Genomic DNA, 23,317 nt, shown 5'->3' with positions numbered 1-23,317 from the left:
TTCATCCAACCATGAAAGATATTCTCAATCAACTTTTTGAACACCGGACCCTGAACAAGGATCAGGCAAAGGAAGTGCTTAAAAAAATAACCACAGGTCAATATAACCAAAGCCAGATCGCTGCCTTTCTTACTGTCTATCTGATGCGGAGCATTACGGTGGAGGAGTTGAGCGGATTTAGGGAGGCCATGCTTGAACTTTGTATCCCCGTGGAAATATCTGAATACGATGCCATTGACCTTTGCGGTACAGGTGGAGACGGTAAGGATACTTTCAATATTTCCACGCTAGCCTCTTTTATCGTGGCCGCGGCAGGCCAGCCAGTTGCCAAGCATGGCAATACAGGAGTTTCTTCGATTTGTGGCTCTTCAAATCTATTGGCGTATTTTGGTTATGAATTCACGAATGACATCGACAAAATCAGAAGGAGTATGGACGAAGCGGGTATTTCTTTTCTCCATGCGCCCTTGTTTCATCCAGCCATGAAAAATGTGGGTCCCATCAGAAAGGATTTGGGCGTAAAAACCTTCTTCAACATGCTCGGTCCCATGGTAAATCCCAGCTTTCCAAAGAAACAATTGGTGGGTGTTTTTAGTCTTGAGTTGGCAAGGCTATACGCGTACCTTTACCAAGAGCAAAAAATAGACTTTACCATTCTCCATTCCCTCGGGGGCTATGATGAGATCTCCCTCACCGGGGATTTCAAAATGATCTCCAATCAGGGAGAAAAGTTGGTCAGTCCCGGGGATCTTGGATTGCCGAAGATCAATGCTTCCGAAATTACGGGTGGAGAAACTGTGAAAGAATCTGCAGCGATATTTGAGAATATTTTGAGGGGAAAAGGGACTTTTGCCCAAAACTCAGTGGTGATCGCAAATGCTGCAGCTGCCTTACAAACAGCCAAATCTTCATTGACCTTTGTGGAAGCTATCGCTGAGGCAGAGGAAGCCTTGATGAGTGGTAAGGCCCTTCAGGTCTTTGATGCCTTGGTAAAACCCAAAACAACAGTTTCATTCGCTTAAAGTGTAGATTGATATGAATATTCTAGAAAAAATAATTGCATTCAAACATATTGAGGTTGCAGAGAAAAGTAGCTTGGTTCCGGTAAAATTATTGGAGCAAAGCATTTATTTTCAAAGCAAAGTGGTCTCGATGAAAAAGTACGTGGCCGATCCTGAGAAAACTGGCATCATTGCCGAATTCAAACGGAAATCACCTTCCAAAGGCGCCATCAATGTGACCGCTTCCATTGAAAAAACAAGTATTGGTTACATGCAAGCGGGTGCGTCAGCACTTTCTATTTTGACAGATAAAGAGTTTTTTGGAGGAAGTATCGAAGACCTTAAAATGGCCAGAAAGTTCAATTTCTGTCCTATCCTAAGGAAAGATTTTATCGTGGACGAATACCAAATATTGGAGTCAAAATCCATCGGAGCGGATTGTATCCTTCTGATAGCGGCAGCTTTGGATCCCAAACGTTTGAAGGAATTGGCGGCATTTGCCAAATCTCTTGGGATGGAGGTTTTGATGGAAGTCCATGATGCCCAAGAGTTGGATGAATCGCTGAATGAACACTTGGATCTGGTCGGGATCAACAACAGAAGTTTGAAGACTTTTGAGGTTGACTTGAAAACTTCTTTTGACTTGGTCAATAGCATCCCCAATGAATTTGTGAAAATATCAGAAAGCGGCATTTCCAAACCGGAGACTTTGGTGGAATTGAAAAACGCAGGATTTGACGGTTTTCTGATCGGGGAAACCTTCATGAAATCCAGTCGTCCCCATCAGGCAGCCTATAATTTCATGAATGAATACAGAAAACTCTTGAGGGAGTCCAAAGGCTTGGTGCTGGAAAAATGAAACTGAAAGTCTGTGGGATGCGTGACCCGGACAACGCAAGGGAAATGGTCGAGGGAATCCATCCCGATTGGATGGGTTTGATCTTCTACCCAAAGTCACCAAGGTTTGTGGATGACCATTCTGCTGCTGCCATCAAAGCCCTACCAGTGGATAAAGTGGGTGTTTTTGTAAATGCCTCTTTGACTGAAATCTTGCATAAAATTGTGCTTTTCGGTTTGAAAGCCGTCCAGCTTCATAGTGGGGAAAGTGTAGCATTTGTTGAGGAATTGAGGCAGAAAACCAATGTTCTCATCTTCAAAGTCTTTTCGGTCAATGAAGAAATCGACTGGAAATCCATGGAGCCCTATTTGGAAAACATTGATTATTTCCTCTTTGACACCTTTACCGAAGCCTATGGAGGATCTGGGAAGACGTTCAACTGGGAAATCTTATTGGATTACCCTTTTGAAAAACCATTTCTTCTGAGTGGGGGCCTCGGTTTGGAAAACATCGCTGCCATCAAGGCATTGGATTCGAAAATTCCCCAAATGGCAGGTGTGGATATCAATTCTAAGTTTGAAATGGAACCCGGAATGAAAAATTTGGATTTGATCAGTAGGTTCAGAAGGGATATTTAAAAGAAAGATTCCTTCTTAGGAATACAAAAAAAAGATTGGCAGGATAAAATTTTAGGCAATTCAATTTTATCCCTCAAAAACAAGAACAATAGCCGAGACCCTTTCCTTTTGGAAATGACAGGAGTGATGGGTTTCATGTCTCATAAAATGATGATAAGAGTTGACGAAAAAGGATTTTACGGAAAATTTGGAGGAGCTTATATCCCCGAGATGCTTCATCCCAATATTGAAGAATTGAGGGAAAATTACGAAAGCATAGTGGCAACGGAAGAATTTCAAAAGGAATTCAAGTTGTTGCTAAAAGATTATGTCGGAAGGCCAACCCCGCTCTATTTTGCAACAAGGCTTTCGGAAAAATTCGGCGCCAAAATTTACCTGAAAAGGGAAGACCTTTGCCACACGGGAGCCCATAAGATCAACAACACGATCGGTCAGATCATTTTGGCCAAGAAACTGGGCAAAAAGCGGATCATTGCCGAAACCGGAGCAGGCCAACATGGTGTCGCCACAGCCACGGTCTGTGCGTTGATGGGAATGGATTGTACCATTTACATGGGATCCATCGACATTCAGCGTCAGCGCCCCAATGTAGAAAGAATGAGGATTCTCGGAGCAAAAGTGGTTCCTGCTACTTCAGGAAGCCAAACGCTCAAAGATGCAACCAACGAAGCCATGCGGCAGTGGATCAACAATCCTGTTGACACGCATTATATCATAGGATCGGTCGTAGGACCGCATCCTTATCCGGAAATGGTGGCAAGGTTCCAATCCGTGATCAGTGAAGAAATGAAATGGCAGTTGCTGGAAAAAGAAGGCAATGAAAATCCTGATATCGTCGTGGCTTGTGTCGGTGGCGGTAGCAATGCGGCTGGGGCATTTTACCATTATTACAATGTTCCCCAAGTGAGATTGGTGGCGGTAGAAGCAGCAGGATTGGGCATCAGTTCCGGAAAATCAGCAGCAACAACTGTTTTGGGCACTTCAGGGATTTTGCACGGCAGCAAAACCTTGCTGATGCAGACTGCGGATGGTCAGGTAATCGAACCGCACTCCATTTCTGCGGGACTGGATTATCCGGGCATCGGTCCCGTGCATGCACATTTGTTCGACATCGGAAGGGCCGAATTCGTGGCCGTGGAAGATGAAGATGCCATGAATGCAGGAATAGCCTTGAGTCGAACGGAAGGGATTATTCCAGCCATAGAGACGGCCCACGCCTTGCACGCGCTGAGTATGATTGAATTCAAAAAAGACGATGTGATCGTGATCAATCTATCCGGTAGAGGGGACAAGGATCTGGACACCTACATCAAGTGGGGAGGATATTGATCACAATATTTCTTGTTTGTTCAGTAAAATTCCAATCAAACCAAAAACCAACCAGCATTCATGAACCGAATAGATCAATTATTTCAACAAAAAAAAGAACGGGTACTGTCCATTTATTTTACGGCGGGCTTTCCCAAGCTAGAGGACACCTTGCCTATCATGGAAGCAATCGAAGCAGCGGGAGCGGATATCATTGAGATTGGGATTCCTTATTCAGATCCGATTGCTGATGGTCCCACGATTCAGGACAGCAATATGATCGCTCTGGAGAATGGCATGAGTCTAAAGGTTCTTTTTGAGCAACTCAAAGAAATGCGAAAGACGGTTTCCATACCTGTCGTTTTTATGGGGTATTTGAACCCTATCATTCAATATGGAATGGAGAATTTTTGTGCGAAGTGCAAGGAAGTTGGTGTCGATGGACTGATTTTACCCGACCTTCCGATGCAGCAATTCCTGGATGAGTTCAAGGGTCTTTTCGACAAATATGAGTTGAGAAATACGTTTTTGATTTCTCCTCAGACCAGCGAAAAAAGAATCCGGGAAATCGATCAACATTCCAATGGCTTTATCTACATGGTTTCCTCCCACAGCATCACAGGCGCCAAAACAGGGATTTCGGATGAGCAGGTAACGTACTTTGAAAGGGTGGCTGCCATGGATTTGAAAAATCCCAGATTGATCGGTTTTGGCATCTCGGATGCCGAGTCTTTCTCCAAAGTTTCCCAATACAGCAATGGAGCCATCATTGGCAGTTCATTCATCAAAAAAATCAAGGACAGTAAAAATCTGAAGGAGGACATCAAGACCTACATTCAGGAAGTAATTCGATAAGGACATGATCATTCAACTTAAGTTAGACATTACCGAGCCACAAAAAGAATCCATCATATTGGAAATCAATCAGATGGGTTATAAAATTACCGAAGTTAAAACCCAATTGGGTGAATATTTGGTAGGCATCGGATCCAAGGAAATTGACATCAGGCGCATTGGTCACAAGGAAGGGATTCAGGATATCCATATTGTTTCCGACGAGTACAAAATGGTTTCCAAAAAATGGAAAGCAAAGCCTACTTCCATTGATTTGGGAGATGGGATTTTGATCAAAGATGGAGACATGGCCATTATTGCAGGGCCCTGCTCGATTGAATCAGAAGAACAGATCAAAAGCGTGATCCAACACTTGAAGGACAATGGGATTACCATGATGCGTGGAGGGGTTTTCAAACCCAGAAGCAGTCCTTACGCCTTTAGGGGACTTGGTTTGGAAGGCTTGATATTGTGGTACAACCTCGCAAGAGAAGCGGGTATCAAAATCGTAACCGAAGTGATGCAGGTTTCCCAGATCGAGGAAATGTACCCTTATGTAGACATCTACCAAGTAGGTGCGCGAAACACCCAAAACTTCAATCTATTGGATGAATTGGGTAAAGTGGACAAAGCCGTTATGATCAAAAGAGGGATTTCTGGCACCATAGAGGAATTGCTGCAATCTGCCGAATATGTGTTTTCAGGGGGCAATGAAAAACTGATCCTTTGCGAACGAGGAATCAGAACGTATGAAAGGGCCAGCAGGAATACCTTGGATTTGAATGCAGTACCAATATTGAAAGCCAAATCACATTTGCCAGTGATTGTGGATCCTTCACATGGGATGGGCATACGGGCTTATGTCCCTCAAATGGCACTTGCTGGGGTGATGGCCGGTGCTGACGGCATCATTTATGAAACGCACCAAGTACCTGAATTGGCATATTCTGACGGTCAACAAACCTTGGATTTTGCTCAAAGTGCACTATTGGCAGATCAGATCCGCAAAACTTTTGCCTTAAGGAAAACATTTTCCCTGTTGTAAAAACCGAATTGACCTGCTGGATGATTTTCTAGCAATTCATATCCAATTCCAATGTGAAACACTGGATTTCCGCAAGAAAAATAAATTGGCAAGTCGCCAAGTAAATAGTATCTTAGCAACATGAATCAAAGCAAAAGCAGCATTTCCTATTTCCATTATCATTTAATTTCCTAAGGGATAGGTCGCTGTTGTATGTATATGCTTACAAAAAAGCCTAACCCATTTTTGGATTAGGCTTTTTTGTTTTAGAGTGTGAAAATGAATTCCTGAGATTTGCTTGGGTGTTCCGATGGATTCTGGGGAATGACGAACCCGACCTCCTTCACCTCGTTTGACTATTGAAAGAATTAAACCCAAATAGTAATGATAGCAAAACCAAATGACTGGGTCTTCAGTGACCCAAGACTAAAAGAAATGAAACAGGAATACGAGGCCTACACGGAAGAGGATTTTAAAGTCTGGAAAATTTTGTTTGAAAGACAGATTGTCAATCTTCCCGACGCAGCAACAAAAGCCTATTTGGAAGGAATCAAGGAAATCAATTTTTCTTCGGATCGTATCGCTGATTTTGAGGAGGTGAACCAAAAATTGGCCAATACTACGGGTTGGGCCATACAGGTTGTTCCTGGATTGATCGATGATGACCTGTTTTTTGGCTTGATGTTCAACAAGCGTTTCCCTTCTTCCACTTGGTTGAGGAAAATGGAACAGTTGGATTATCTGGAAGAGCCGGACATGTTTCATGATGCTTTTGCCCACATGCCCATGCTTACCAATCAGCATTATGTTGATTTTCTCCAGCAATTGAGTGGAATAGCATTGAAGCACATTGACAATAAAATGGCAATCGAATTGATCTCCAGGATTTACTGGTTTACCATTGAGTTTGGCTTGATCAGAGAAGAGGGGGAATTGAAAATCTACGGTGCCGGAATTTTGAGTTCCGCTGGAGAAACCAAATTCAGTCTTTCGGAGGAGCCCGCCCATTATCAGTACGATGTCCGAAAAATATTGAACACACCTTATTGGAAAAATAAATTCCAAGACAAATATTTCATCATAGAAAGCTATGAGCAATTGTTTGCCTCATTGCCCGAAATAGAATCCGTGTTGGAGGAAATGCTGGAAGAGTTGACAAACAAGGAACAGAAAATCAATTGAGTCAAGCAACCTATGGGTTTTTCAAAAATAAATCGTTTGGATTGAAAATTCCAAACTATTTATTTTACCAATACAACTTAAACTTTAACAGACAGGAGATTTTCTCCTTTGATATTTATCAATACTTGCCCGATTAAATGAAAGTAGCAGTCATAAAATACAATTCAGGGAATGTGCAATCCGTCCTATATGCTTTGGAACGTTTGGGGGCAGAAGCTGTACTTACCGATGAGGTGGATGAGATCACCAAGGCAGACAAGGTCATTTTCCCCGGTCAGGGAGAAGCCAGCACCGCGATGAATTATCTCAAGGAAAGGAACCTTGACAAACTTATCCCTAATTTGAAACAACCTTTTTTCGGGGTTTGTCTGGGACTTCAATTGCTATGTTCGCATTCGGAGGAAAACAAAACCCCATGTCTGGGAGTATTTCCGGTGAAGGTCAAAAAATTCCTTCCCGAAAGCTATGCAGAATCCAAAGTGCCTCACGTCGGCTGGAACAATCTTTTTGACTTGAAGTCACCCTTATTGAAGGGCTTGGATGACGAATCCTTTGTGTATTATGTCCATAGTTTTTATGCAGAACTGAGCGAATTTACCATTGCCCAAACCCACTATATCAAAGATTTCTCGGCATTGCTTCATCGGGATAATTTCTATGCCATGCAGGCACACCCCGAGAAAAGTGGCTTGGTGGGAGAAAAGATTCTGAGCAACTTTCTAAAACTATAACAGAGCATTCGAAAATCAGTAGGACCCAATTAAAGGCTAGGGGAATCCTCGGCGTTTTGACTTGTCTGTCTTTCGAAATAACATACTTTCTACTCAATGGAAATCATACCCGCAATAGACATCATCGACGGCAAATGTGTCCGCCTTACGCAAGGAGATTATTTACAGAAAAAGGAATATTCGGATAGTCCTCTGCTTATGGCCAGAAGGTTTGAGGATGTCGGGATCAAAAGACTACACCTCGTGGACCTCGATGGGGCCAAAGCCAAAAAAATCATCAACCGGGAAGTTCTCAAAACAATTGCGGAGAATACCAGCCTTCAGATTGATTTTGGCGGTGGCGTGCAGTCCGATGTGGATATCGCATTGGCTTTTCAGCTTGGTGCCAAACAAGTCACGGGTGGAAGTGTCGCGGTGAAGAATCCCGAATTGTTCAATTCATGGATCAGCGTTCATGGCGGCGATAAAATCATTCTCGGGGCAGATGCCAAGGACCGAAAAATAGCCATTTCCGGTTGGGAAGAGACGACACAGGAGGATCTGATCGATTTCATCAAAGCCTACCATGCCAAGGGGATTCAATATGTGATCTGCACAGATGTTGCCAAGGATGGCTTGCTTCAAGGGCCCTCTATGGAACTCTACAGAGACATTCTTCAGGAAATTCCCGGGATCAAACTCATCGCCAGTGGAGGAGTTGCCAGTGTTTCGGATTTGGAGGAATTGGAAAAAATGGGCGTTTTCGGAACCATTGTGGGAAAAGCCTACTATGAAGGCCGCATAAGTTTGGAAGAATTGGCATCCTTTCAGAAAAACAATTAAAAAGCACAGAATAAGTCCAGTTCCCTATTAGGGCCTTGTACTTAAGACTTTGTGCCCTTTGTTCAGATTTTGCATTTACAAAAATATGTTGACAAAAAGAATCATCCCCTGCTTGGACATCAAGGAAGGCAGAACCGTAAAAGGAGTCAATTTCATCCAATTGAGGGATGCGGGGGACCCGGTCGAGTTGGCCAAAATCTACTCCGACGAAGGAGCAGATGAGTTGGTTTTCCTGGACATCACCGCTACAGTGGACAAGCGGAAAACATTGGTGGAGCTGGTGACGAAAGTGGCCAAGGCCATCAATATTCCGTTTACAGTTGGCGGAGGAATTTCCACCGTGGAGGATGTCAAGGTTTTGCTCAATGCCGGCGCGGACAAAATATCGATCAACTCAGCCGCTGTCAAAAACCCGGGAATCATCAATGAAATGGCGCGGGAGTTCGGCAGTCAGTGTATTGTGGTTGCCATCGATACTCGAAATGTAGATGGGATCGACTTTGTCCATACCCATGGAGGAAGAACGCCAACCCTTCTGGTCACCCAGAAATGGGCGCAGGAAGTTTGTGATCGGGGAGCAGGAGAGATCCTTTTGACATCCATGGATCATGACGGAACCAAGTCAGGTTTTGCCAATGAAATCACTGCCGAGATTTCGGCGATGCTGTCCATTCCCGTCATCGCTTCCGGAGGTGCGGGCAATATGGCCCACTTCAAGGATGTATTTACCTTTGGAAAAGCAGATGCCGCCTTGGCTGCCAGTATTTTCCATTTCAAGGAAATCCCGATACCGGAGTTGAAAAAATACCTCGACAAAGAAGGTCTTCCCATCAGAAGCCAATAGGTTGGCGCTTTCCCCGGTTTTCGGGATGGCTTTTTACTTTGGTGAAGGTTTGAAAATGGAAATTAATTTCTGGATTTCTTAACCCAAACCAACAAATTGAAAATAGTCATCGCAAAAATACCCTGAAAAACAACCGGAATTGACCTTCGTATTCTGATTCATTTCTATCTTGCGGAGCAAAACCACAATTCAATATTTGCCGAAGGCACGATTCCTATAATTCATGCCAAAAGCAAATAGTATCAATAGACGCATTTCTTCTTACAATCCGAATGAATAATTTAACGATAGATTTCAAAAAAGTAGACGGCCTCGTGCCTTGTATCATCCAAGATGAGTCCTCCCAAAAGGTCTTGATGCTTGGGTACATGAACCAAGAAGCCATCGACAAAACGATAGAAACCGGAAAAGTGACTTTTTTCAGCAGGACCAAACAGCGGATTTGGACCAAGGGAGAGACTTCCGGGAATTTCCTGATGGTGAAATCCATCAAAATCGACTGTGATCAGGATACTCTTTTGATCAAAGCGGAGCCACTGGGACCGGTTTGTCACAAAGGTGACGACACCTGTTTTGAGGAGACCAACCGTTCCAAGACCTTTTTCATCGATGATTTGAGAGCCATCATCAAGGACAGGAAAAACAATCCCACAGACAAATCCTATACCGCTTCGCTTTTTGCCAAAGGCATCAACAAAATCGCCCAGAAAGTGGGGGAGGAAGCGGTGGAAATAGTAATTGAAGCCAAGGACGACAACAAAGATTTGTTTCTCGGTGAAGCGGCAGACTTGATGTTTCACTACCTGATTCTGCTGGAAGCCAAGAATATTGAACTGGATGAGGTGATGGAAGTATTGATTGAGCGGCACAAAAAGAAATAGAAATCAGGGATTGGATTTCCGCTAGCTGGATAGAATTTACCAAATCATTTCCAATCCCAAAGGACAATGCTCCATTCTTCACTCAGGGGATCGGTGTAGCGATGGATTTCAGTGAAACCTACCCGCTGATGGGCTTTGAGTGAACGGTGGTTGCGGGTACTGACTTCGGTAATGGCAAAATCATAATCCTGTTTGAAGGTATCCCGATAGTATTGGTAACCCTTGTCAAAGATCCCATTGCCCCGGTAGTGTTGGCCTACACAAACTTGTCCTACAACCAGATATTGGTATTCGGAGATTTTTTTACCTTTGAAATCAATTTTTTCAAAAAGATCAAACATCGGGATAAGGACTGGGACATCTTCCTTACAATCTACGGTCATCGCCAACACATATGCGGCCACAGCATCACCACCCATACCGATGACATGCGGGGCAAAATCATTCATTTTCTTGAGGTCTTCGAAACTGTGCAAGACATAGAGGAATCCCTGATCCAGGGAATTTAGACTGTGGATATGGTTTTCCTGCTGGAGTTTCAGGATGCCCAACAAATCTGAATCGGACAGGGCGGTTTTGAAGTTGATGGGATCCATGAAAGTGTAATCGATCAATGAGGTTTCTACTGTCCAATTTAGCAGATAAATTTGGAATTTTATTCTGTCATTTGAGGGGTGGAATTGAATTTTATTTTTTTTAAAAAAGCCGATTTACCACAGGGTTGAAATTTTAGAATTATGATTTCCCGATTTTTTGCAAACAGTATTGATTTTGTAAGAATTGGGTTGAAAGACCAAATTCCGAAGTATTGGGCAAAAGGTAAGGACCGTTTAACCCGAAACATGCATTAGACTTCCTGTTAGGGTTGTAACTGTTAGAAAATCAGACTAATGGGGTAGTAAGTATCATCCAAGATGGTGAAGTAGAAAACAGAAAACAACCGACTGATTATTAAGCAATTTCAGACCGGAATAGAATTGATTTTGCATAAAACGGGTTTAAGGGTCTTTTCATTACGAGTACTATAGCAATACCTGTTTGGAATTGATGGACATAAATGTTCTTTAAAAAAAACCTGTTTTTAATTATGCCCAATTGTGGAAGTGATATTTTTTTCAAAGAAATGGGCCGGCAGGCTGAAGAAATCCAAGATTCTGAGTTTTCAAAGGTCCATTGGCAAAGTAGCGGACATCCATTGTCCTGTTTCAGGCAAATAAATTGAATGTTCGATTCTAGCCAAACTTCAGCATAAAAACAGTTTTTACGTTGGGCTCTGAAACCACTTCAAGGTTTCCTTTGTGCAGGTTCATGATTTGTCTGGAAATAGCAAGTCCAATGCCGCTACCGGATTTTTTGGTGGTGTAAAATGGAACAAAAATTCTTTCCAAAGCCTCAGGTACGATTCCTTCTCCATGGTCGATGACCTGGATATATGGACTGGAATGGCTGTCAATCCCAGCGATTAGCATGATATTTCTGTTTTCGGCCTTCTCCATTGCTTCCTTGGCATTCTTGATGAGGTTGATCAAGATCATCTGTATAAGTTCCCAATCTGCCATTATTTCCAATTCGGCGGGATTTACCGTACAACTTAATTTGATATTGGCATTTGCCAGATCTTCTTTCAGCAATACATAAAGCTTTTCAAAGAGCGCCTTTGCCCGGAATTTCGCTAAGATAGGCACTGGAATATTCGTGTAATCCCGGTAAGCATTTACAAAATCAACGAGTCCCGCACTTCTTTTGGAAATGGTTTCCAGACCCTCACTGAGGTCTAAATAACTCTCTTTGTTCAGTTTCAAAGCATCTTCTTCCTCGACCACATCTTCTTCCAATATGGTTCCCAAAGAATTGGCCAGACTGGCAATGGGGGTCATGGAGTTCATGATCTCGTGACGCAATACCTTCGTCAGGTTTTGCCAGGCCTGCAATTCGTTTTTCTGCAATTCAGATTTGATGTTCTGAAAGGAGAGGAGCGTCCAACTTGTACCCTCTTTTTTGAAGGCTGCAGATTGGACATTGAGATGGAGATCAGAATTGATTTTCATGGAAAATGAACCCTCGGGCTTGAGTTGCAAGACACTGTTCAACAAGTCCACAGACAATTTCCCCAAATCCCCAATGTCCTTGAATTGATGGATCTGCAACAGCTGCTTGGCTGCCCCGTTGATGACGCCGATTTTCCCTTCACTGTCAAATGAAAGGATTCCAGTATTGATGTGTTGGATCATGATTTGGAGGAAAAGCATATTTTCCTCCTTTTCTGCCCGCGTTTTTTTGAAAGCCTCGATCACCTCATTGAAGGACACATTCATCTCCTTGAAGGAACTTCCGAGTTTGCTGTCCTTTGTAAAGGAGGAAGAAAAATCAGAGTAGCGAATGGATTCCAAAAACCTGGTGATTTTTCTGTTGGTGGTATTTCCGTAGGAGATCAAATTGATCACCTGGAAAATGACAATAACAGAAAAAAGTGTCGCCTGAACAATGGATTGCTCTTTGATAAAAAAATACATTCCGATATATACCATGGCGCAGATCAGAATGATCCGTGAAATGATACCAAAAGCAAACGACTTAAAGCCCATATCTTTCCAGTCTTCGGTACAATGATGACCGTGTAAGTCCCAATTCTTCTGCGGCACGTGTGATATGTCCATTGTGTTTGTGAAGTGCCTTTCGAATCAGGATCTTTTCCACGTCCTCTATATTCAGATGGTCCAGGCTGACCAAATCCTCCTGTTTCTCCATCATTATTGCTTTTTGGATAAATAGATCCTCCGGCTGGAGTACACTGTGGTTGGTCATGATGACCGCACGCTCTATGCTGTGCTGCAGCTCCCTGATATTCCCAGGCCAATGGTATTTTTGCATTCTTGTGATCAAGGCTTCACTTGCCTTTCGAATGTCCTTGTTGTATTTTTTTGAATAGAGCTCAATAAAATGATTGGCCAATAATGGAATGTCTTCCAAGCGTTCTTTGAGCGAAGGCAAACGGATTTCAATCGTGTTGATCCTATAGAGAAGATCCTGTCTAAAAGTGTTTTCAAAGATCATACTATTGATAGGCATATTGGTGGCCGAAATCAGCCTGATATTTATCTGCACGGGTTTGTTGGATCCTACCCGTGTCACTTCTCTGTTTTGGAGCGCTGCCAAAAGTTTTGCCTGCAGGGGCAAGGGCAAATTCCCTATTTCATCCAGGAACAAGGTTCCTTTGTTGGCCTGTTCAAATCGACCTGTACGGTCTTCTTTGGCATCGGTAAAGGCCCCTTTTTTATGTCCAAAAAGTTCGGATTCAAACAAAGTGCTTGTGATAGATCCCAAATCTACGCCGACGAATGCTTCTCGGTGCCTTTTGGAATGTCTGTGGATTGCCCTGGCAATGAGTTCCTTTCCTGTTCCGTTTTCTCCCAAAATCAATACATTGGCATCCGTTCCTGCAACGCGTTCAATGGTTTCGAAAACCTTTTGCATGACGGCACTTTGCCCGATGATGTCTTTGAACTTGCGGTCAATGTCTTGATACAGTTGTTGGTTCTGGTTTCTCAACTCATGGACCTCCATTTTGGATTGCCGCAACTGCAAGGCAGCATTCAAGGTGGCCAAAAGCTTTTCGTTTTCCCAAGGCTTGAGCACAAAGTCAGTGGCCCCTTCCTTGATTGCTTTTACCGCTGTATTGACGTCGCCATATGCCGTGATCAGCACAACGACGGCGGACGAATCCAAGGTCAATATTCTGTCCAGCCAATAGAAACCTTCCTGACCGCTGCTGACATCCTTGGTAAAATTCATATCCAACAGGATTACATCATATTGCTCATTCACCATCAGGATGGGCAATAAATCCGGATTCGTCTCCGTATCGACTTGGCCAAAATGCCTTTTCAAAAAGATTTTGGCAGCTTTCAACAAGTCCTCATTGTCATCGACAACAAGTATTTTACCTGATTTTTGTTCTTTCATAGGTGCATTGAAAAGGGGGAAATGGAAGACCTTAGACCGAAAATGTTCCTTGAATTAACCCGAAATAGGCAATGGGTTTCCAAATAGGTTTGAAGTTGAAAGAAAATCAGACTATTTGGAGAATAACGCATTTCACCGATGTGGTGAAGGAAATACTTGTAGATAACGGTCTGGTTTTTAATCAATTTTTGGATGGAATAGAATTGGTTATGCATATAGGGGTTTAATGTTTTCGGATTCCTTGCATCGGTCATTATGGATACTGCTTTTTGATTTGCTTGATGGAAAGATTTCTTTTACCATTCTCCCTTCATTTTGCCAATTCCTATACCGAAATGATCCAATTGGAGAAAATAATACCAAATGACGCCAAGAGGCTTAATTTAACCCTTTTTTGGTGCTAAATATTGGACGCCCCGATTTTTGAATTGTCCATGTAAACAAAATTTTGGTCGCTGGCGGACAAATTTGTTCGAAAAAAACGGGGCTAAATATGGAAATAGTTCTTATTCAGGTCAAATTCATGGTTTTTGGCATGGCATATTAATTGGCAATGGGATATCATCTGAATTAATCAGCTTGAATAAAATGGATCGAAAAATAGAGAAGAAGATTTGGACACCTAAATTCATCGCCTTGGTCGCAGCGGGTTTCCTTCTGCTGGGTTTTGTCGTGTACCAATTGGTTTTTGCAGATGGCCGGTCATCCATGAACGTAAGCATGGAGAGGATCACGATTGCGACAGTAATTGAATCTGAGTTCACGGATTATATTCCGGTGAGCGGGAACATAGAACCTGGTGAGGTTTTTTTCCTGGATGCACTGGAAGGTGGGAATATCCAGAAAGTGGTAAGAGAGTCTGGAGCCATGGTCAACATTGGAGATACCATTTTGATCATGAACAATTCCAATCTTCAACTGGACGTGATGCAGCGCGAAACCGACCTTTATTTTCAGATCAACAACCTTAGGCAAACCAGATTGCTTTTGGACCAAAACAATCTCCAACAACAAGGGCAATTGGCGGAAATCGATTACCAAATCAACCTGCTGAAACCCCAATATGAACGTTTTAAAACCCTTCATTCGAAAAAATTGATTTCAGATCGGGAATTGGAAGAGGTAAAGGAGCAATATGAATACAATGTGAAAAGGCAAAAACTTACCTATGAATCCTTCAGAAATGATTCCATGGCTCGGTCCATCCAGAAGCGACAACTGCGGGATTCGGAGGCAAGAATGGAACAATCCCTTTCCGGAGTGGGGCATATTTTGGATAATTTGGTGGTCAGGGCGCCGATTAATGGACAACTTTCAACCGAGCAGATCGAAGTAGGACAATCCATCAGTGCAGGACAGCGGTATGGACAAATTGATATTTTGGATCGGTTTAAAGTCCGCGTTCCAATCGACGAGCTGTACTTGCCTCGGATCAATTTGGGTCTGAGGGGCACTTTCACCTTTTCCGGAAACAATTATGAACTTGAAATCAACAAAATCTATCCAACCGTAAGTGCCGGGAGATTCGAAGTCGACATGATATTTACAGGAGATGTCCCGACAGGGATCAGAAGGGGACAGACCGTTAGGATCCGCTTGGAACTTGGTGAAAGTGAGCAGGCATTGCTCTTGCCGACAGGAGGATTTTACAAAGACACAGGGGGGAATTGGGTTTTCGTAGTCAATCCCCAAACCGGAAAAGCGGAAAGAAGAAACATCAGACTCGGCCGCAAAAACCCCGAACACTATGAAGTCCTAGAAGGACTCAGCGCAGGAGAAAAAGTGATCGTCTCAGGCTATGAGAATTTCGGGAAGAATGAGGTGTTGAATTTGAAGTAGGGGGGGGAGACGGGAGTTGGAAGACGGAAGACTGGAGACGGAAGACTGGAAACGGGAGATAGGTGATGAATTTGGGATGACCGAGTTACTGAATAAGGGATTGTACATGGAAAAAGTGGTGTTTTCATTTTAGAATTCTGATTACAGTTTATATATAAATAAACGTTTAAGTTAATTGCTTCAGCATAAAGAGTTTGTAGTAAATGGTAGATTGATTATCTAAAACCATTTTCAAAACAACAAGCTGATACTTATGAAATTTAAATTTGAAAAATTAATCATTTGGCAGAAGGCCATGGATTTCGGGGAGCATATCCATCAATTGGTGCTGAAATTTCCGAATTATGAAATGTTCGGATTATCATCTCAATCACGGCGTGCCGCAGATTCCATTGCTTTGAATCTTGCGGAAGGTTCCATTGATCAGTCTAATCCCGAACAAAAAAGATTTGTGGCATATTCCATTAGGTCATTGGCTGAAGTAATCACATGTTTACACAAGTCCAAAAGGCGAAATTATATTACTGAGGATGAATTTGAATGCATTTATGAGGAAGCCTTTAATCTCATGAATATGATGGTAAGTTTTAAAAGAAGTATCAAATAAATAATCAATTCCTTGGAAGAATAAATGTTATCAAAACGCCAATTTAAACTGGAACGAGACAAAAAGTGTCAACTAAAATCAGGCAATGTTATTCCGTCTTCCGTCTCCTGTCTTCCGTCCTAAACAATTAAAATCCTAAATCAGCATTCCATGCAAAACATCATCAAAACCGTCAATCTCCGTAAGCTCTACACCACTGAGGAAGTAGAAACCACAGCTTTGGATGATATCCAAATCGAAATCAAAAAAGGGGAATTTGTGGCCATTATGGGACCCTCGGGTTGTGGCAAATCAACTTTGCTCAACATCATTGGTTTACTCGACAACCCGGATTCGGGGGAGTATTATTTCCTTGAAAAGGAAGTGGCCCGGTTTTCAGAAAGACAACGGTCTCAACTCCGAAAAGGCAATATCGGATTTGTGTTCCAGAGCTTTAACCTGATCGATGAACTGACCTGCTTCGAAAATGTGGAACTTCCGCTTCTCTACCTGAAAGTTCCGGCTGACGAAAGGAAGCAAAAGGTGGAAGCAGTCCTCACCCGCATGAACATCATGCATCGAAAGGACCATTTTCCCCAGCAACTATCCGGCGGACAGCAGCAAAGAGTTGCCATTGCCCGTGCCATTGTGGCCAAACCTTCCGTAATCCTGGCCGATGAACCTACGGGTAACCTGGATTCTGCAAACGGCGAAGAAGTGATGAGGCTTTTGGAGGAACTGAACAACGAAGGGACCACAATCGTGATGGTGACCCATTCTCCCCACGACGCCAACTATGCCCACCGCATCATCAACCTGTTTGATGGGAAAGTGGTGACGGAAAATATCAGGGAGCAATTTCATATTTGATTGAGATAGACAAATGGCAAATGAGGGGGAATAGGTTTTTTCCAAATTCCCCATCGGTCATCTGTCTTTTAATTTACATCTTTCATTTCTTCACCGTTTCCATACCACTATGCTGACCAACTATCTAAAAATCGCATTAAGGGGCTTTAAGAGGCAAAAGCATATCTTTTTGATCAATTTATTTGGTTTGGCTTTTGGAATGGCTTCTTTGATTCTTATTCTCCTTTGGGTAGCGGATGAATGGCAGGTCAACCGGGGTTTTCCAAATGGATCGGAAATCGTGCAGATCATGACCAACCACGACAATTCCGGTGGTATGGTAACTTGGGATTCAGGTCCTGGTTTGCTTCCCGAATCGTTGGAAAAGAATTTTTCGCAAGTGAAAATGGCGGCTGCTGCATCATCCTTTATACCGGACGTTTCATTCAAATTAGATGAAAAGGAAATAATCCAAAGCGGGAAATTTGTTGATCCCAGTTATTTTGAAATCTTCAGTTTGGAGGTTTTGGAAGGCAATGGACATCCTCTTACTGACATCAATTCCATTGCTCTTTCGGAATCAATGGCAGTCCAATTATTTGGGTCTGTTTCGGCAGCGTTGGGGAAATCACTAGATTGGAAAGTGTTTGACTTCACCAATTATGTGCAGGTGGATGCAGTTTACAAAGACTTTACAAATCAATCGATCCATAAACCTGGGTTTTTGCTTCCTTTTGACTACTTCAGAAAAATGCTTGGTCAGGGGATCCATTGGGACAACCACAATACAGAAACCTATCTATTGCTGACCGAAAACACGGATTTAACCGATTTCAATGGGCAGATTGGAGGCCATATCCAATCCAATCTGGCTACTTCCAATGTGACGATTTTTGCCCAACCCTATCAGGATAGATACTTGTTTGCAAAATACGAAGATGGAAAGATCGCCGGTGGCAGGATTGATTACATCAGGCTTTTTCTTGCGATTGCATTGTTCATTTTGATCATTGCCTGTATTAATTTTGTGAACCTGGCCACTGCCCGTGCGATGACCCGTCAAAAGGAAATCGGAGTCAAAAAAACATTGGGAGTGGGGAAATTTGCCCTTTGGTCACAGTTTATGACTGAGTCCCTTTTACTTTCATTTTTCGGATTGGCTTTGGCAATAGTTCTGGTTTTTTTGGCACAACCTTTCTTCAACAGTATCACGGCCAAAGAGATAAATTTGGTTTTCAATGGGTATTCAATCTCCTTTTTGGTAGGAGTATGGTTGATTACAGGTTTTTTGGCAGGAATTTATCCCTCTTTTTATCTTAGCAAGTTCAAGCCCATTGCCGTGCTGAAAGCTCAGGAAAAGGGAAGTATCAAAGAATTGATTGCGAGAAAGGGGCTAGTTGTGTTTCAGTTTACGCTTTCCCTGCTCTTGATTATCGGGGTTTTGGTTCTAGACAGGCAAATGGATTTTATCCAAAACCAAAGTTTGGGCTACCGACAAGACCATTTGTTGGAGATCAAACCGGGAGGCTTGGGCACGGATCAGTTACAATCTTTTTTGACGGAAACAAAAAGAATACCTGACATCGTGAATGCATCCAGTATTTCCCATCCTTTGGTTGGGCTTAGGAGTGCCACGATTGGGTTGTCATGGGAAGGGAAAAATCCCAATGAGGAAGTTAAGTTTGAGAACATCACCGTGGATATCGGATTGATCGAGACCATGGGTTTTGAAATGGCTGAAGGAAGACCCTTTTCGATTGATTTTGGGGAGGAAAAAAGCAAAATAATTTTGAATGAGGCTGCCGTCAAGGTTATTGGAATGCTAGATCCAGTAGGCAAAACAATAAACCTTTGGGGCAAGGACATGGAAGTGATCGGTATTGTAAAAGACTTTCATTTTGAGTCTTTGAAAGAAACTGTGAAACCGGCATTCCTAAAGTATGACAACAGCTTTGTGGAAAAAATCATGGTCCGCCTCAATGCCGAAAATCAGAACGAAACGATCAAAAAAATAGAAGAACTTTACCGTGGATTCAGCTCGTCTGCCATGGATTATGTATTCATGGATGAGGATTACCAATCCTTGTATCAAGCGGAACAAAGGACCGCCTTGCTTGTCAAATATTTTGGCAGTATTGCCATTTTCTTGTCATGCCTCGGACTTTTTGGATTGGTGACTTTTACCGCAGAGCGAAGGAAAAAAGAGATTGGAGTAAGGAAGGTCATGGGCGCCTCAGTCCTTAGTATTTTGGGATTGATTACAATGGATTTTATTCAGTTGGTGATGTGGGCTGTTTGTTTGGGAGTCCCGATTGGGTGGTATTTCTCTTCAAAATGGCTACAAACTTATGCCTTCCAGGCTCCCCTGAGTGGATGGCTATTTGCAGGATCTGCGGCAATTTTATTGGTTATGGCACTGATTACCGTCAGTTTCCAGGCTTTCAAAGCAGCTTCCACCAATCCGGTTAATTCCCTGAGTTCCGAGTGATCATCTTATGCCTGTTTTCAGCCTGCAGATGAACCAAATCTATATAAACGATACCCATTATGTTTAAAAACTATCTCAAAATCGCATTAAGAGGTTTTTTCAAGCAAAAATTGACCTTCTTTATCAACCTCTTCGGCTTGGCGCTGGGTCTTTGGGCTGCGATCCTGATTGGTCTTTGGGTCAAAAGTGAATTGAACATGAGCCGTCATTTTACCGAAATCGATCAGGTTTACCGGATTATGGAACATCAAAGATACGGGTCTGATATTTTCACCACCACGTCTACGCCGGGGATTTTGGCCAAGGAACTTAAGAATGTGTATCCTGAAGTAGAAAGGGCAGCTACTTTTTCATGGAATGAAGAGAATCTTTTCGTGAATGGCGAAACCAAAATCAAATTGGACGGACTATATGCGGGCGAAGATTACTTCCATATCCTCCAGTATGATCTGCTTCACGGGGAACGGGAAACGGCACTTTCTGAGAAAACCCATATTGTTTTGACCAAAGAAGCGGCTATCAAATTATTTGGAAAGACAGACATAGTTGGGGAATCGGTTTTGATGAAAGAGTCGGATGGGGAATCTTCATTTATAGTTCAGGGGGTTTTGGAATCTTTACCCACAACCAGCAACGACAATTTTGAATTTTTACTTCCCTTTGAATTTTTGTCAGACAAAGGCTATAATTCCTGGATGAAAGATTGGGGAAACAATGGTCCAAGCACCATTGTGAAATTGAATAAGGAATCTGATTGGAAAGCTTTTTCGGCTAAACTCGAAAATTTTATACTAGAGCGAAACGAGGGCAGCAATGTCAAGCTTTTTGCCTATCCACAAAAAGAATTGTACCTCCATGGCAAATTCAAAGATGGGATCCAGCAAGGTGGAAGAATTGAGTATGTGAAGTTATTCTCCTTAATCGGATTGTTTGTGTTGCTGATCGCCTGTATCAATTTCATGAATCTTTCTACAGCTAAATCCCAAAAAAGGGCGAAGGAAGTTGGGGTTAGAAAAGTGGTAGGTGCCGAAAAAGGTGCCTTGGTCAAACAGTTTTTGAGTGAGTCGCTCCTGATAACTTTATTTTCTTCCATCTTGGCGTTGTTGCTCGTGGAGCTGACTTTACCGGTATTCAATGAGCTGACCGGAAAAACCATGCAGATCCCTTATGCGGATGTGTATTTCTGGATGCAATATCTTGGTGTTATTCTGGTTACCGGGCTGGTTGCGGGGAGCTATCCTGCTTTTTACCTCTCTGCAACCAAGGTGGTTTCTGTTTTCAGAAGCCATAGCAAGTCAAGCAAAGGCGTTGTTATTGCGCGTAAAGGTTTGGTTTTGTTCCAGTTTATTTTGGCCACCATTCTGATAGTTTCCACAGTGGTGGTTTATCAACAGATCAGTTTCGCCCTGAACCAGAATTTGGGATATGACAAAGAACAGCTTTTGGTGGTGCCGCTGGAAGGGAGGCTGATGGATAATTATGAAGTATTTAAAAATCGGATTGATCAAAACCCTGGGGTTCAGTCGATCAGCAGGTCCACGCATTCTATGCTGGGTAGGAATTCCAATACGGGGGGCGTCAACTGGGAAGGAAAAGACCCTGACTTCTCAGCCCTTTTTGAAATTATGCGGGTAGATTATGGTTTTTTGGGTACGATGGGATTCCAGTTGATCAAAGGAGAGGATTTCTCCAAAGATAAAGGAGCAGATTCCATCCAAGGTGCGATTATCAATAAAAGAGCCTATGAATTGATTACTGAAAACAATCCCGAAGCGGTGTCATTCACTCTTTGGGGTTCGGACAGAACGATAACGGGCGTAGTTGAGGACTTTCACTTTCAAAGTTTTCATCAAGTGATGGAGCCCGCTATCCTTTTGCTGGATCCTACTTTTGCGAGTCGTGCGTTTATTAAAGTTGGGACGGCAGATATTCAAAACACGATTGCTTCTATCAGAGGTATCGCGGAGGAAATCAACCCGGATTTCCCTTTTCAATATACTTTTATGGATGAAAATTATGCGCGAATGTACCATGAGGATGTGAGAGTCAGGGATTTGGCAAAGTACTTCAGTATCCTGACGATTTTGATTTCCTGCCTGGGATTGTTCGGTTTATCCGCGCACATTGCCGAGCAAAAAACAAAAGAAATCGGAATCCGAAAAGTATTGGGAGCATCCACTTTATCTATCCTAAATGTCATCAATAGGGAATTTATCACCATTGTTGCTGTTTCTATTGTCATCGGCTCCGGGGTGGGATATTGGTTGATGCAGGATTGGTTGTCAGGATATGCTTACAAGATCGATTTTGAATGGTGGTTTATCCCATTGGCTGCAGGCGTGATTTTATCCATCGCCTACCTGACGGTCACCATGCAGGCACTCAAAGCAGCACAAATCAATCCGGTGGATTCACTGAAAGGGGAATGATAGAGGAAAAAGAATTTTACCCCTGTGATGCAGTGTCATTTCTGCTGAAGGCTGAAATCACTTAATAATCAGTCGGTTGTTCACTGGTTTTGTCTTCACGATAGCGATTTGCCGACTTATTCTCCCAATTGTCTGATTTTCTTGTCGTTTCAACACCATTTGGAAACAAAAGGTATATTTCGGGATTAATTGATGGGAAAGGTGTATTGGTTGTTTTCGCTTCAAAAAGGTGCATCTGTTTTCAAACTCTTCGCCATTTAGGGATTGAAAGCAAATGCCCTTTGGTTTTTATTGTACGATAATAAAAACAACCGATTCCATATTTGGTATACTTTATCAGGTAACCTGAAATCTTGTATGTTAAAAGTATCGACCTGGAGAAATAAAGAACAGCAAAAAAGACCGATGATTAAGGACTTTCAGCCTGTAACAGGATTGCCTAACAAGGATTTAATTCATGGGACAGTATAGGGTTATTGCAATAGGTGAATCAGGTAATTCTCTATATCATTCATTTTTCTTTTCCCTTTCTTTTTTCTCAATTCTTTTTTTTATTTCCTTCCTCCAAATCAGATAGAGTATAAAAATGATCAACGGAATGACAATGAATATCACCACATTACTGGTCTCTGAAAAATCCACCGGACCTCTGGGTTTTGGGATTTCACGCTGTGTTTGGGCGATGGATTGAAATACCGTGAGGATTGAAAAGAAGAACATCAGCAGTGCTATGGGGTAAATTTTTTCGAGTGCTTTCATTTTTATTTGATATGGGTATTCCTTGATAGGATCATCCGCTATTGTATCCGTAAAATATATTGTCTGCTCCTGAAAATAATTTGGGGACGAAACTGCCAATTAAGGTTCCTAGCAAGGATCTTCTGGGTTTTGGTAGCCACTATTGGCAATATTGCGCAAATACATCTTGCCTAATATACCGAAAAAATCATTTTCTATGAAATCGAATTGTCATTCCTTTAACCCGAAATATGCTTTAGGTTTCCAAATGAGATCGAAACTGAAAGAAAACCAGCCTATTGGGAGACTAATTTTTGAGATC

At 42.5% G+C, this 23,317-nt stretch carries 20 protein-coding genes; 16 read left to right on the top strand and 4 right to left on the bottom strand.

Annotated features, from left to right (window positions below; translation table 11 throughout):
* The first annotated feature begins 11 nt into the window (after positions 1 to 11).
* From trpD to hisIE, 11 genes are all read left to right on the top strand, one after another.
* The gene (gene trpD, locus F824_RS0109910; protein ID WP_019597729.1) at positions 12 to 1,022 is read left to right on the top strand and encodes an anthranilate phosphoribosyltransferase; all 1,011 of its coding nucleotides are present in this window, start codon (positions 12 to 14) and stop codon (positions 1,020 to 1,022) included.
* A gap of 13 nt (positions 1,023 to 1,035) precedes the next feature.
* Entirely contained in the window at positions 1,036 to 1,860 is an 825-nt protein-coding gene (trpC, locus tag F824_RS0109905; protein ID WP_019597728.1) for an indole-3-glycerol phosphate synthase TrpC, read from the top strand.
* Positions 1,857 to 2,477, top strand: coding sequence for a phosphoribosylanthranilate isomerase (locus F824_RS0109900; RefSeq protein ID WP_019597727.1), 621 nt, complete (start codon positions 1,857 to 1,859; stop codon positions 2,475 to 2,477). The genes trpC and F824_RS0109900 overlap by 4 nt, the downstream gene beginning before the upstream one ends.
* 150 nt (positions 2,478 to 2,627) lie before the next feature.
* Entirely contained in the window at positions 2,628 to 3,806 is a 1,179-nt protein-coding gene (gene trpB, locus F824_RS0109890; protein WP_026333620.1) for a tryptophan synthase subunit beta, read from the top strand.
* 60 nt (positions 3,807 to 3,866) lie between these two features.
* The gene (gene trpA / locus F824_RS0109885; protein WP_019597724.1) at positions 3,867 to 4,640 is read left to right on the top strand and encodes a tryptophan synthase subunit alpha; all 774 of its coding nucleotides are present in this window, start codon (positions 3,867 to 3,869) and stop codon (positions 4,638 to 4,640) included.
* Between the two features lie 4 nt (positions 4,641 to 4,644).
* Positions 4,645 to 5,664 (top strand): 3-deoxy-7-phosphoheptulonate synthase, encoded by a 1,020-nt coding sequence (gene aroF / locus F824_RS0109880; protein ID WP_019597723.1) that lies wholly within the window; start codon positions 4,645 to 4,647, stop codon positions 5,662 to 5,664.
* A gap of 363 nt (positions 5,665 to 6,027) precedes the next feature.
* The gene (locus tag F824_RS0109875) at positions 6,028 to 6,825 is read left to right on the top strand and encodes a phenylalanine 4-monooxygenase (protein WP_019597722.1); all 798 of its coding nucleotides are present in this window, start codon (positions 6,028 to 6,030) and stop codon (positions 6,823 to 6,825) included.
* Positions 6,826 to 6,962: 137 nt separating this feature from the next.
* Positions 6,963 to 7,556: an imidazole glycerol phosphate synthase subunit HisH gene (hisH, locus tag F824_RS0109870; RefSeq protein ID WP_019597721.1), complete on the top strand. Its 594-nt coding sequence runs from the start codon at positions 6,963 to 6,965 to the stop codon at positions 7,554 to 7,556.
* A gap of 96 nt (positions 7,557 to 7,652) precedes the next feature.
* A complete protein-coding gene (gene hisA, locus F824_RS0109865) occupies positions 7,653 to 8,378 on the top strand; it encodes a 1-(5-phosphoribosyl)-5-[(5-phosphoribosylamino)methylideneamino]imidazole-4-carboxamide isomerase (RefSeq protein WP_019597720.1) in 726 nt (241 codons plus the stop codon).
* A gap of 85 nt (positions 8,379 to 8,463) precedes the next feature.
* Positions 8,464 to 9,222, top strand: coding sequence for an imidazole glycerol phosphate synthase subunit HisF (gene hisF, locus F824_RS0109860; RefSeq protein WP_019597719.1), 759 nt, complete (start codon positions 8,464 to 8,466; stop codon positions 9,220 to 9,222).
* A gap of 272 nt (positions 9,223 to 9,494) precedes the next feature.
* Positions 9,495 to 10,103: a bifunctional phosphoribosyl-AMP cyclohydrolase/phosphoribosyl-ATP diphosphatase HisIE gene (gene hisIE, locus F824_RS0109855; RefSeq protein ID WP_019597718.1), complete on the top strand. Its 609-nt coding sequence runs from the start codon at positions 9,495 to 9,497 to the stop codon at positions 10,101 to 10,103.
* Between the two features lie 44 nt (positions 10,104 to 10,147).
* Here the strand turns inward: hisIE and F824_RS0109850 are convergent, their stop codons facing one another.
* The 3 genes from F824_RS0109850 to F824_RS0109830 all read right to left on the bottom strand — a co-directional run bounded on the left by F824_RS0109850 (position 10,148) and on the right by F824_RS0109830 (position 14,066).
* Positions 10,148 to 10,699 (bottom strand): N-acetyltransferase, encoded by a 552-nt coding sequence (locus tag F824_RS0109850; RefSeq protein WP_019597717.1) that lies wholly within the window; start codon positions 10,697 to 10,699, stop codon positions 10,148 to 10,150.
* Between the two features lie 636 nt (positions 10,700 to 11,335).
* On the bottom strand, positions 11,336 to 12,760 hold the full coding sequence (locus F824_RS0109835) for a sensor histidine kinase (RefSeq protein ID WP_236613164.1): 1,425 nt from the start codon (positions 12,758 to 12,760) through the stop codon (positions 11,336 to 11,338).
* Positions 12,678 to 14,066: a sigma-54-dependent transcriptional regulator gene (locus F824_RS0109830; RefSeq protein ID WP_019597713.1), complete on the bottom strand. Its 1,389-nt coding sequence runs from the start codon at positions 14,064 to 14,066 to the stop codon at positions 12,678 to 12,680. Before F824_RS0109830 ends, F824_RS0109835 begins: the two co-directional genes overlap by 83 nt.
* 588 nt (positions 14,067 to 14,654) lie before the next feature.
* Between F824_RS0109830 and F824_RS0109815 the strand changes: the two genes are divergently transcribed.
* From F824_RS0109815 to F824_RS0109790, 5 genes are all read left to right on the top strand, one after another.
* A complete protein-coding gene (locus F824_RS0109815) occupies positions 14,655 to 15,905 on the top strand; it encodes an efflux RND transporter periplasmic adaptor subunit (protein WP_026333619.1) in 1,251 nt (416 codons plus the stop codon).
* Positions 15,906 to 16,158: 253 nt separating this feature from the next.
* Positions 16,159 to 16,512 carry a four helix bundle protein gene (locus F824_RS0109805; protein WP_019597708.1) on the top strand — a complete coding sequence of 118 codons (354 nt, stop codon included), beginning with the start codon at positions 16,159 to 16,161 and terminating at the stop codon, positions 16,510 to 16,512.
* 150 nt (positions 16,513 to 16,662) lie between these two features.
* Positions 16,663 to 17,361 (top strand): ABC transporter ATP-binding protein, encoded by a 699-nt coding sequence (locus F824_RS0109800; RefSeq protein ID WP_019597707.1) that lies wholly within the window; start codon positions 16,663 to 16,665, stop codon positions 17,359 to 17,361.
* A 169-nt stretch (positions 17,362 to 17,530) separates the two neighbouring features.
* A complete protein-coding gene (locus F824_RS0109795; RefSeq protein ID WP_236613165.1) occupies positions 17,531 to 19,828 on the top strand; it encodes an ABC transporter permease in 2,298 nt (765 codons plus the stop codon).
* A gap of 59 nt (positions 19,829 to 19,887) precedes the next feature.
* Positions 19,888 to 22,257, top strand: coding sequence for an ABC transporter permease (locus F824_RS0109790; RefSeq protein WP_019597705.1), 2,370 nt, complete (start codon positions 19,888 to 19,890; stop codon positions 22,255 to 22,257).
* 507 nt (positions 22,258 to 22,764) lie between these two features.
* Here the strand turns inward: F824_RS0109790 and F824_RS25735 are convergent.
* The gene (locus F824_RS25735) at positions 22,765 to 23,016 is read right to left on the bottom strand and encodes a hypothetical protein (RefSeq protein ID WP_139189772.1); all 252 of its coding nucleotides are present in this window, start codon (positions 23,014 to 23,016) and stop codon (positions 22,765 to 22,767) included.
* Positions 23,017 to 23,317: the final 301 nt, after the last annotated feature.

It is taken from the genome of Rhodonellum psychrophilum GCM71 = DSM 17998 (assembly GCF_000381545.1).
Lineage (GTDB): Bacteria > Bacteroidota > Bacteroidia > Cytophagales > Cyclobacteriaceae > Rhodonellum > Rhodonellum psychrophilum.
This window is presented reverse-complemented; position numbering and strand designations above follow the sequence as displayed.

Coding starts and splice junctions, on each gene's coding strand:
- trpD (WP_019597729.1), top strand. CDS start 12: ATGAAAGATATTCTCAATCAACTTTTTGAACACCGGACCCTGAACAAG.
- trpC (WP_019597728.1), top strand. CDS start 1,036: ATGAATATTCTAGAAAAAATAATTGCATTCAAACATATTGAGGTTGCA.
- F824_RS0109900 (WP_019597727.1), top strand. CDS start 1,857: ATGAAACTGAAAGTCTGTGGGATGCGTGACCCGGACAACGCAAGGGAA.
- trpB (WP_026333620.1), top strand. CDS start 2,628: ATGATAAGAGTTGACGAAAAAGGATTTTACGGAAAATTTGGAGGAGCT.
- trpA (WP_019597724.1), top strand. CDS start 3,867: ATGAACCGAATAGATCAATTATTTCAACAAAAAAAAGAACGGGTACTG.
- aroF (WP_019597723.1), top strand. CDS start 4,645: ATGATCATTCAACTTAAGTTAGACATTACCGAGCCACAAAAAGAATCC.
- F824_RS0109875 (WP_019597722.1), top strand. CDS start 6,028: ATGATAGCAAAACCAAATGACTGGGTCTTCAGTGACCCAAGACTAAAA.
- hisH (WP_019597721.1), top strand. CDS start 6,963: ATGAAAGTAGCAGTCATAAAATACAATTCAGGGAATGTGCAATCCGTC.
- hisA (WP_019597720.1), top strand. CDS start 7,653: ATGGAAATCATACCCGCAATAGACATCATCGACGGCAAATGTGTCCGC.
- hisF (WP_019597719.1), top strand. CDS start 8,464: ATGTTGACAAAAAGAATCATCCCCTGCTTGGACATCAAGGAAGGCAGA.
- hisIE (WP_019597718.1), top strand. CDS start 9,495: ATGAATAATTTAACGATAGATTTCAAAAAAGTAGACGGCCTCGTGCCT.
- F824_RS0109850 (WP_019597717.1), bottom strand. CDS start 10,699: ATGGATCCCATCAACTTCAAAACCGCCCTGTCCGATTCAGATTTGTTG.
- F824_RS0109835 (WP_236613164.1), bottom strand. CDS start 12,760: ATGGACATATCACACGTGCCGCAGAAGAATTGGGACTTACACGGTCAT.
- F824_RS0109830 (WP_019597713.1), bottom strand. CDS start 14,066: ATGAAAGAACAAAAATCAGGTAAAATACTTGTTGTCGATGACAATGAG.
- F824_RS0109815 (WP_026333619.1), top strand. CDS start 14,655: ATGGATCGAAAAATAGAGAAGAAGATTTGGACACCTAAATTCATCGCC.
- F824_RS0109805 (WP_019597708.1), top strand. CDS start 16,159: ATGAAATTTAAATTTGAAAAATTAATCATTTGGCAGAAGGCCATGGAT.
- F824_RS0109800 (WP_019597707.1), top strand. CDS start 16,663: ATGCAAAACATCATCAAAACCGTCAATCTCCGTAAGCTCTACACCACT.
- F824_RS0109790 (WP_019597705.1), top strand. CDS start 19,888: ATGTTTAAAAACTATCTCAAAATCGCATTAAGAGGTTTTTTCAAGCAA.
- F824_RS25735 (WP_139189772.1), bottom strand. CDS start 23,016: ATGAAAGCACTCGAAAAAATTTACCCCATAGCACTGCTGATGTTCTTC.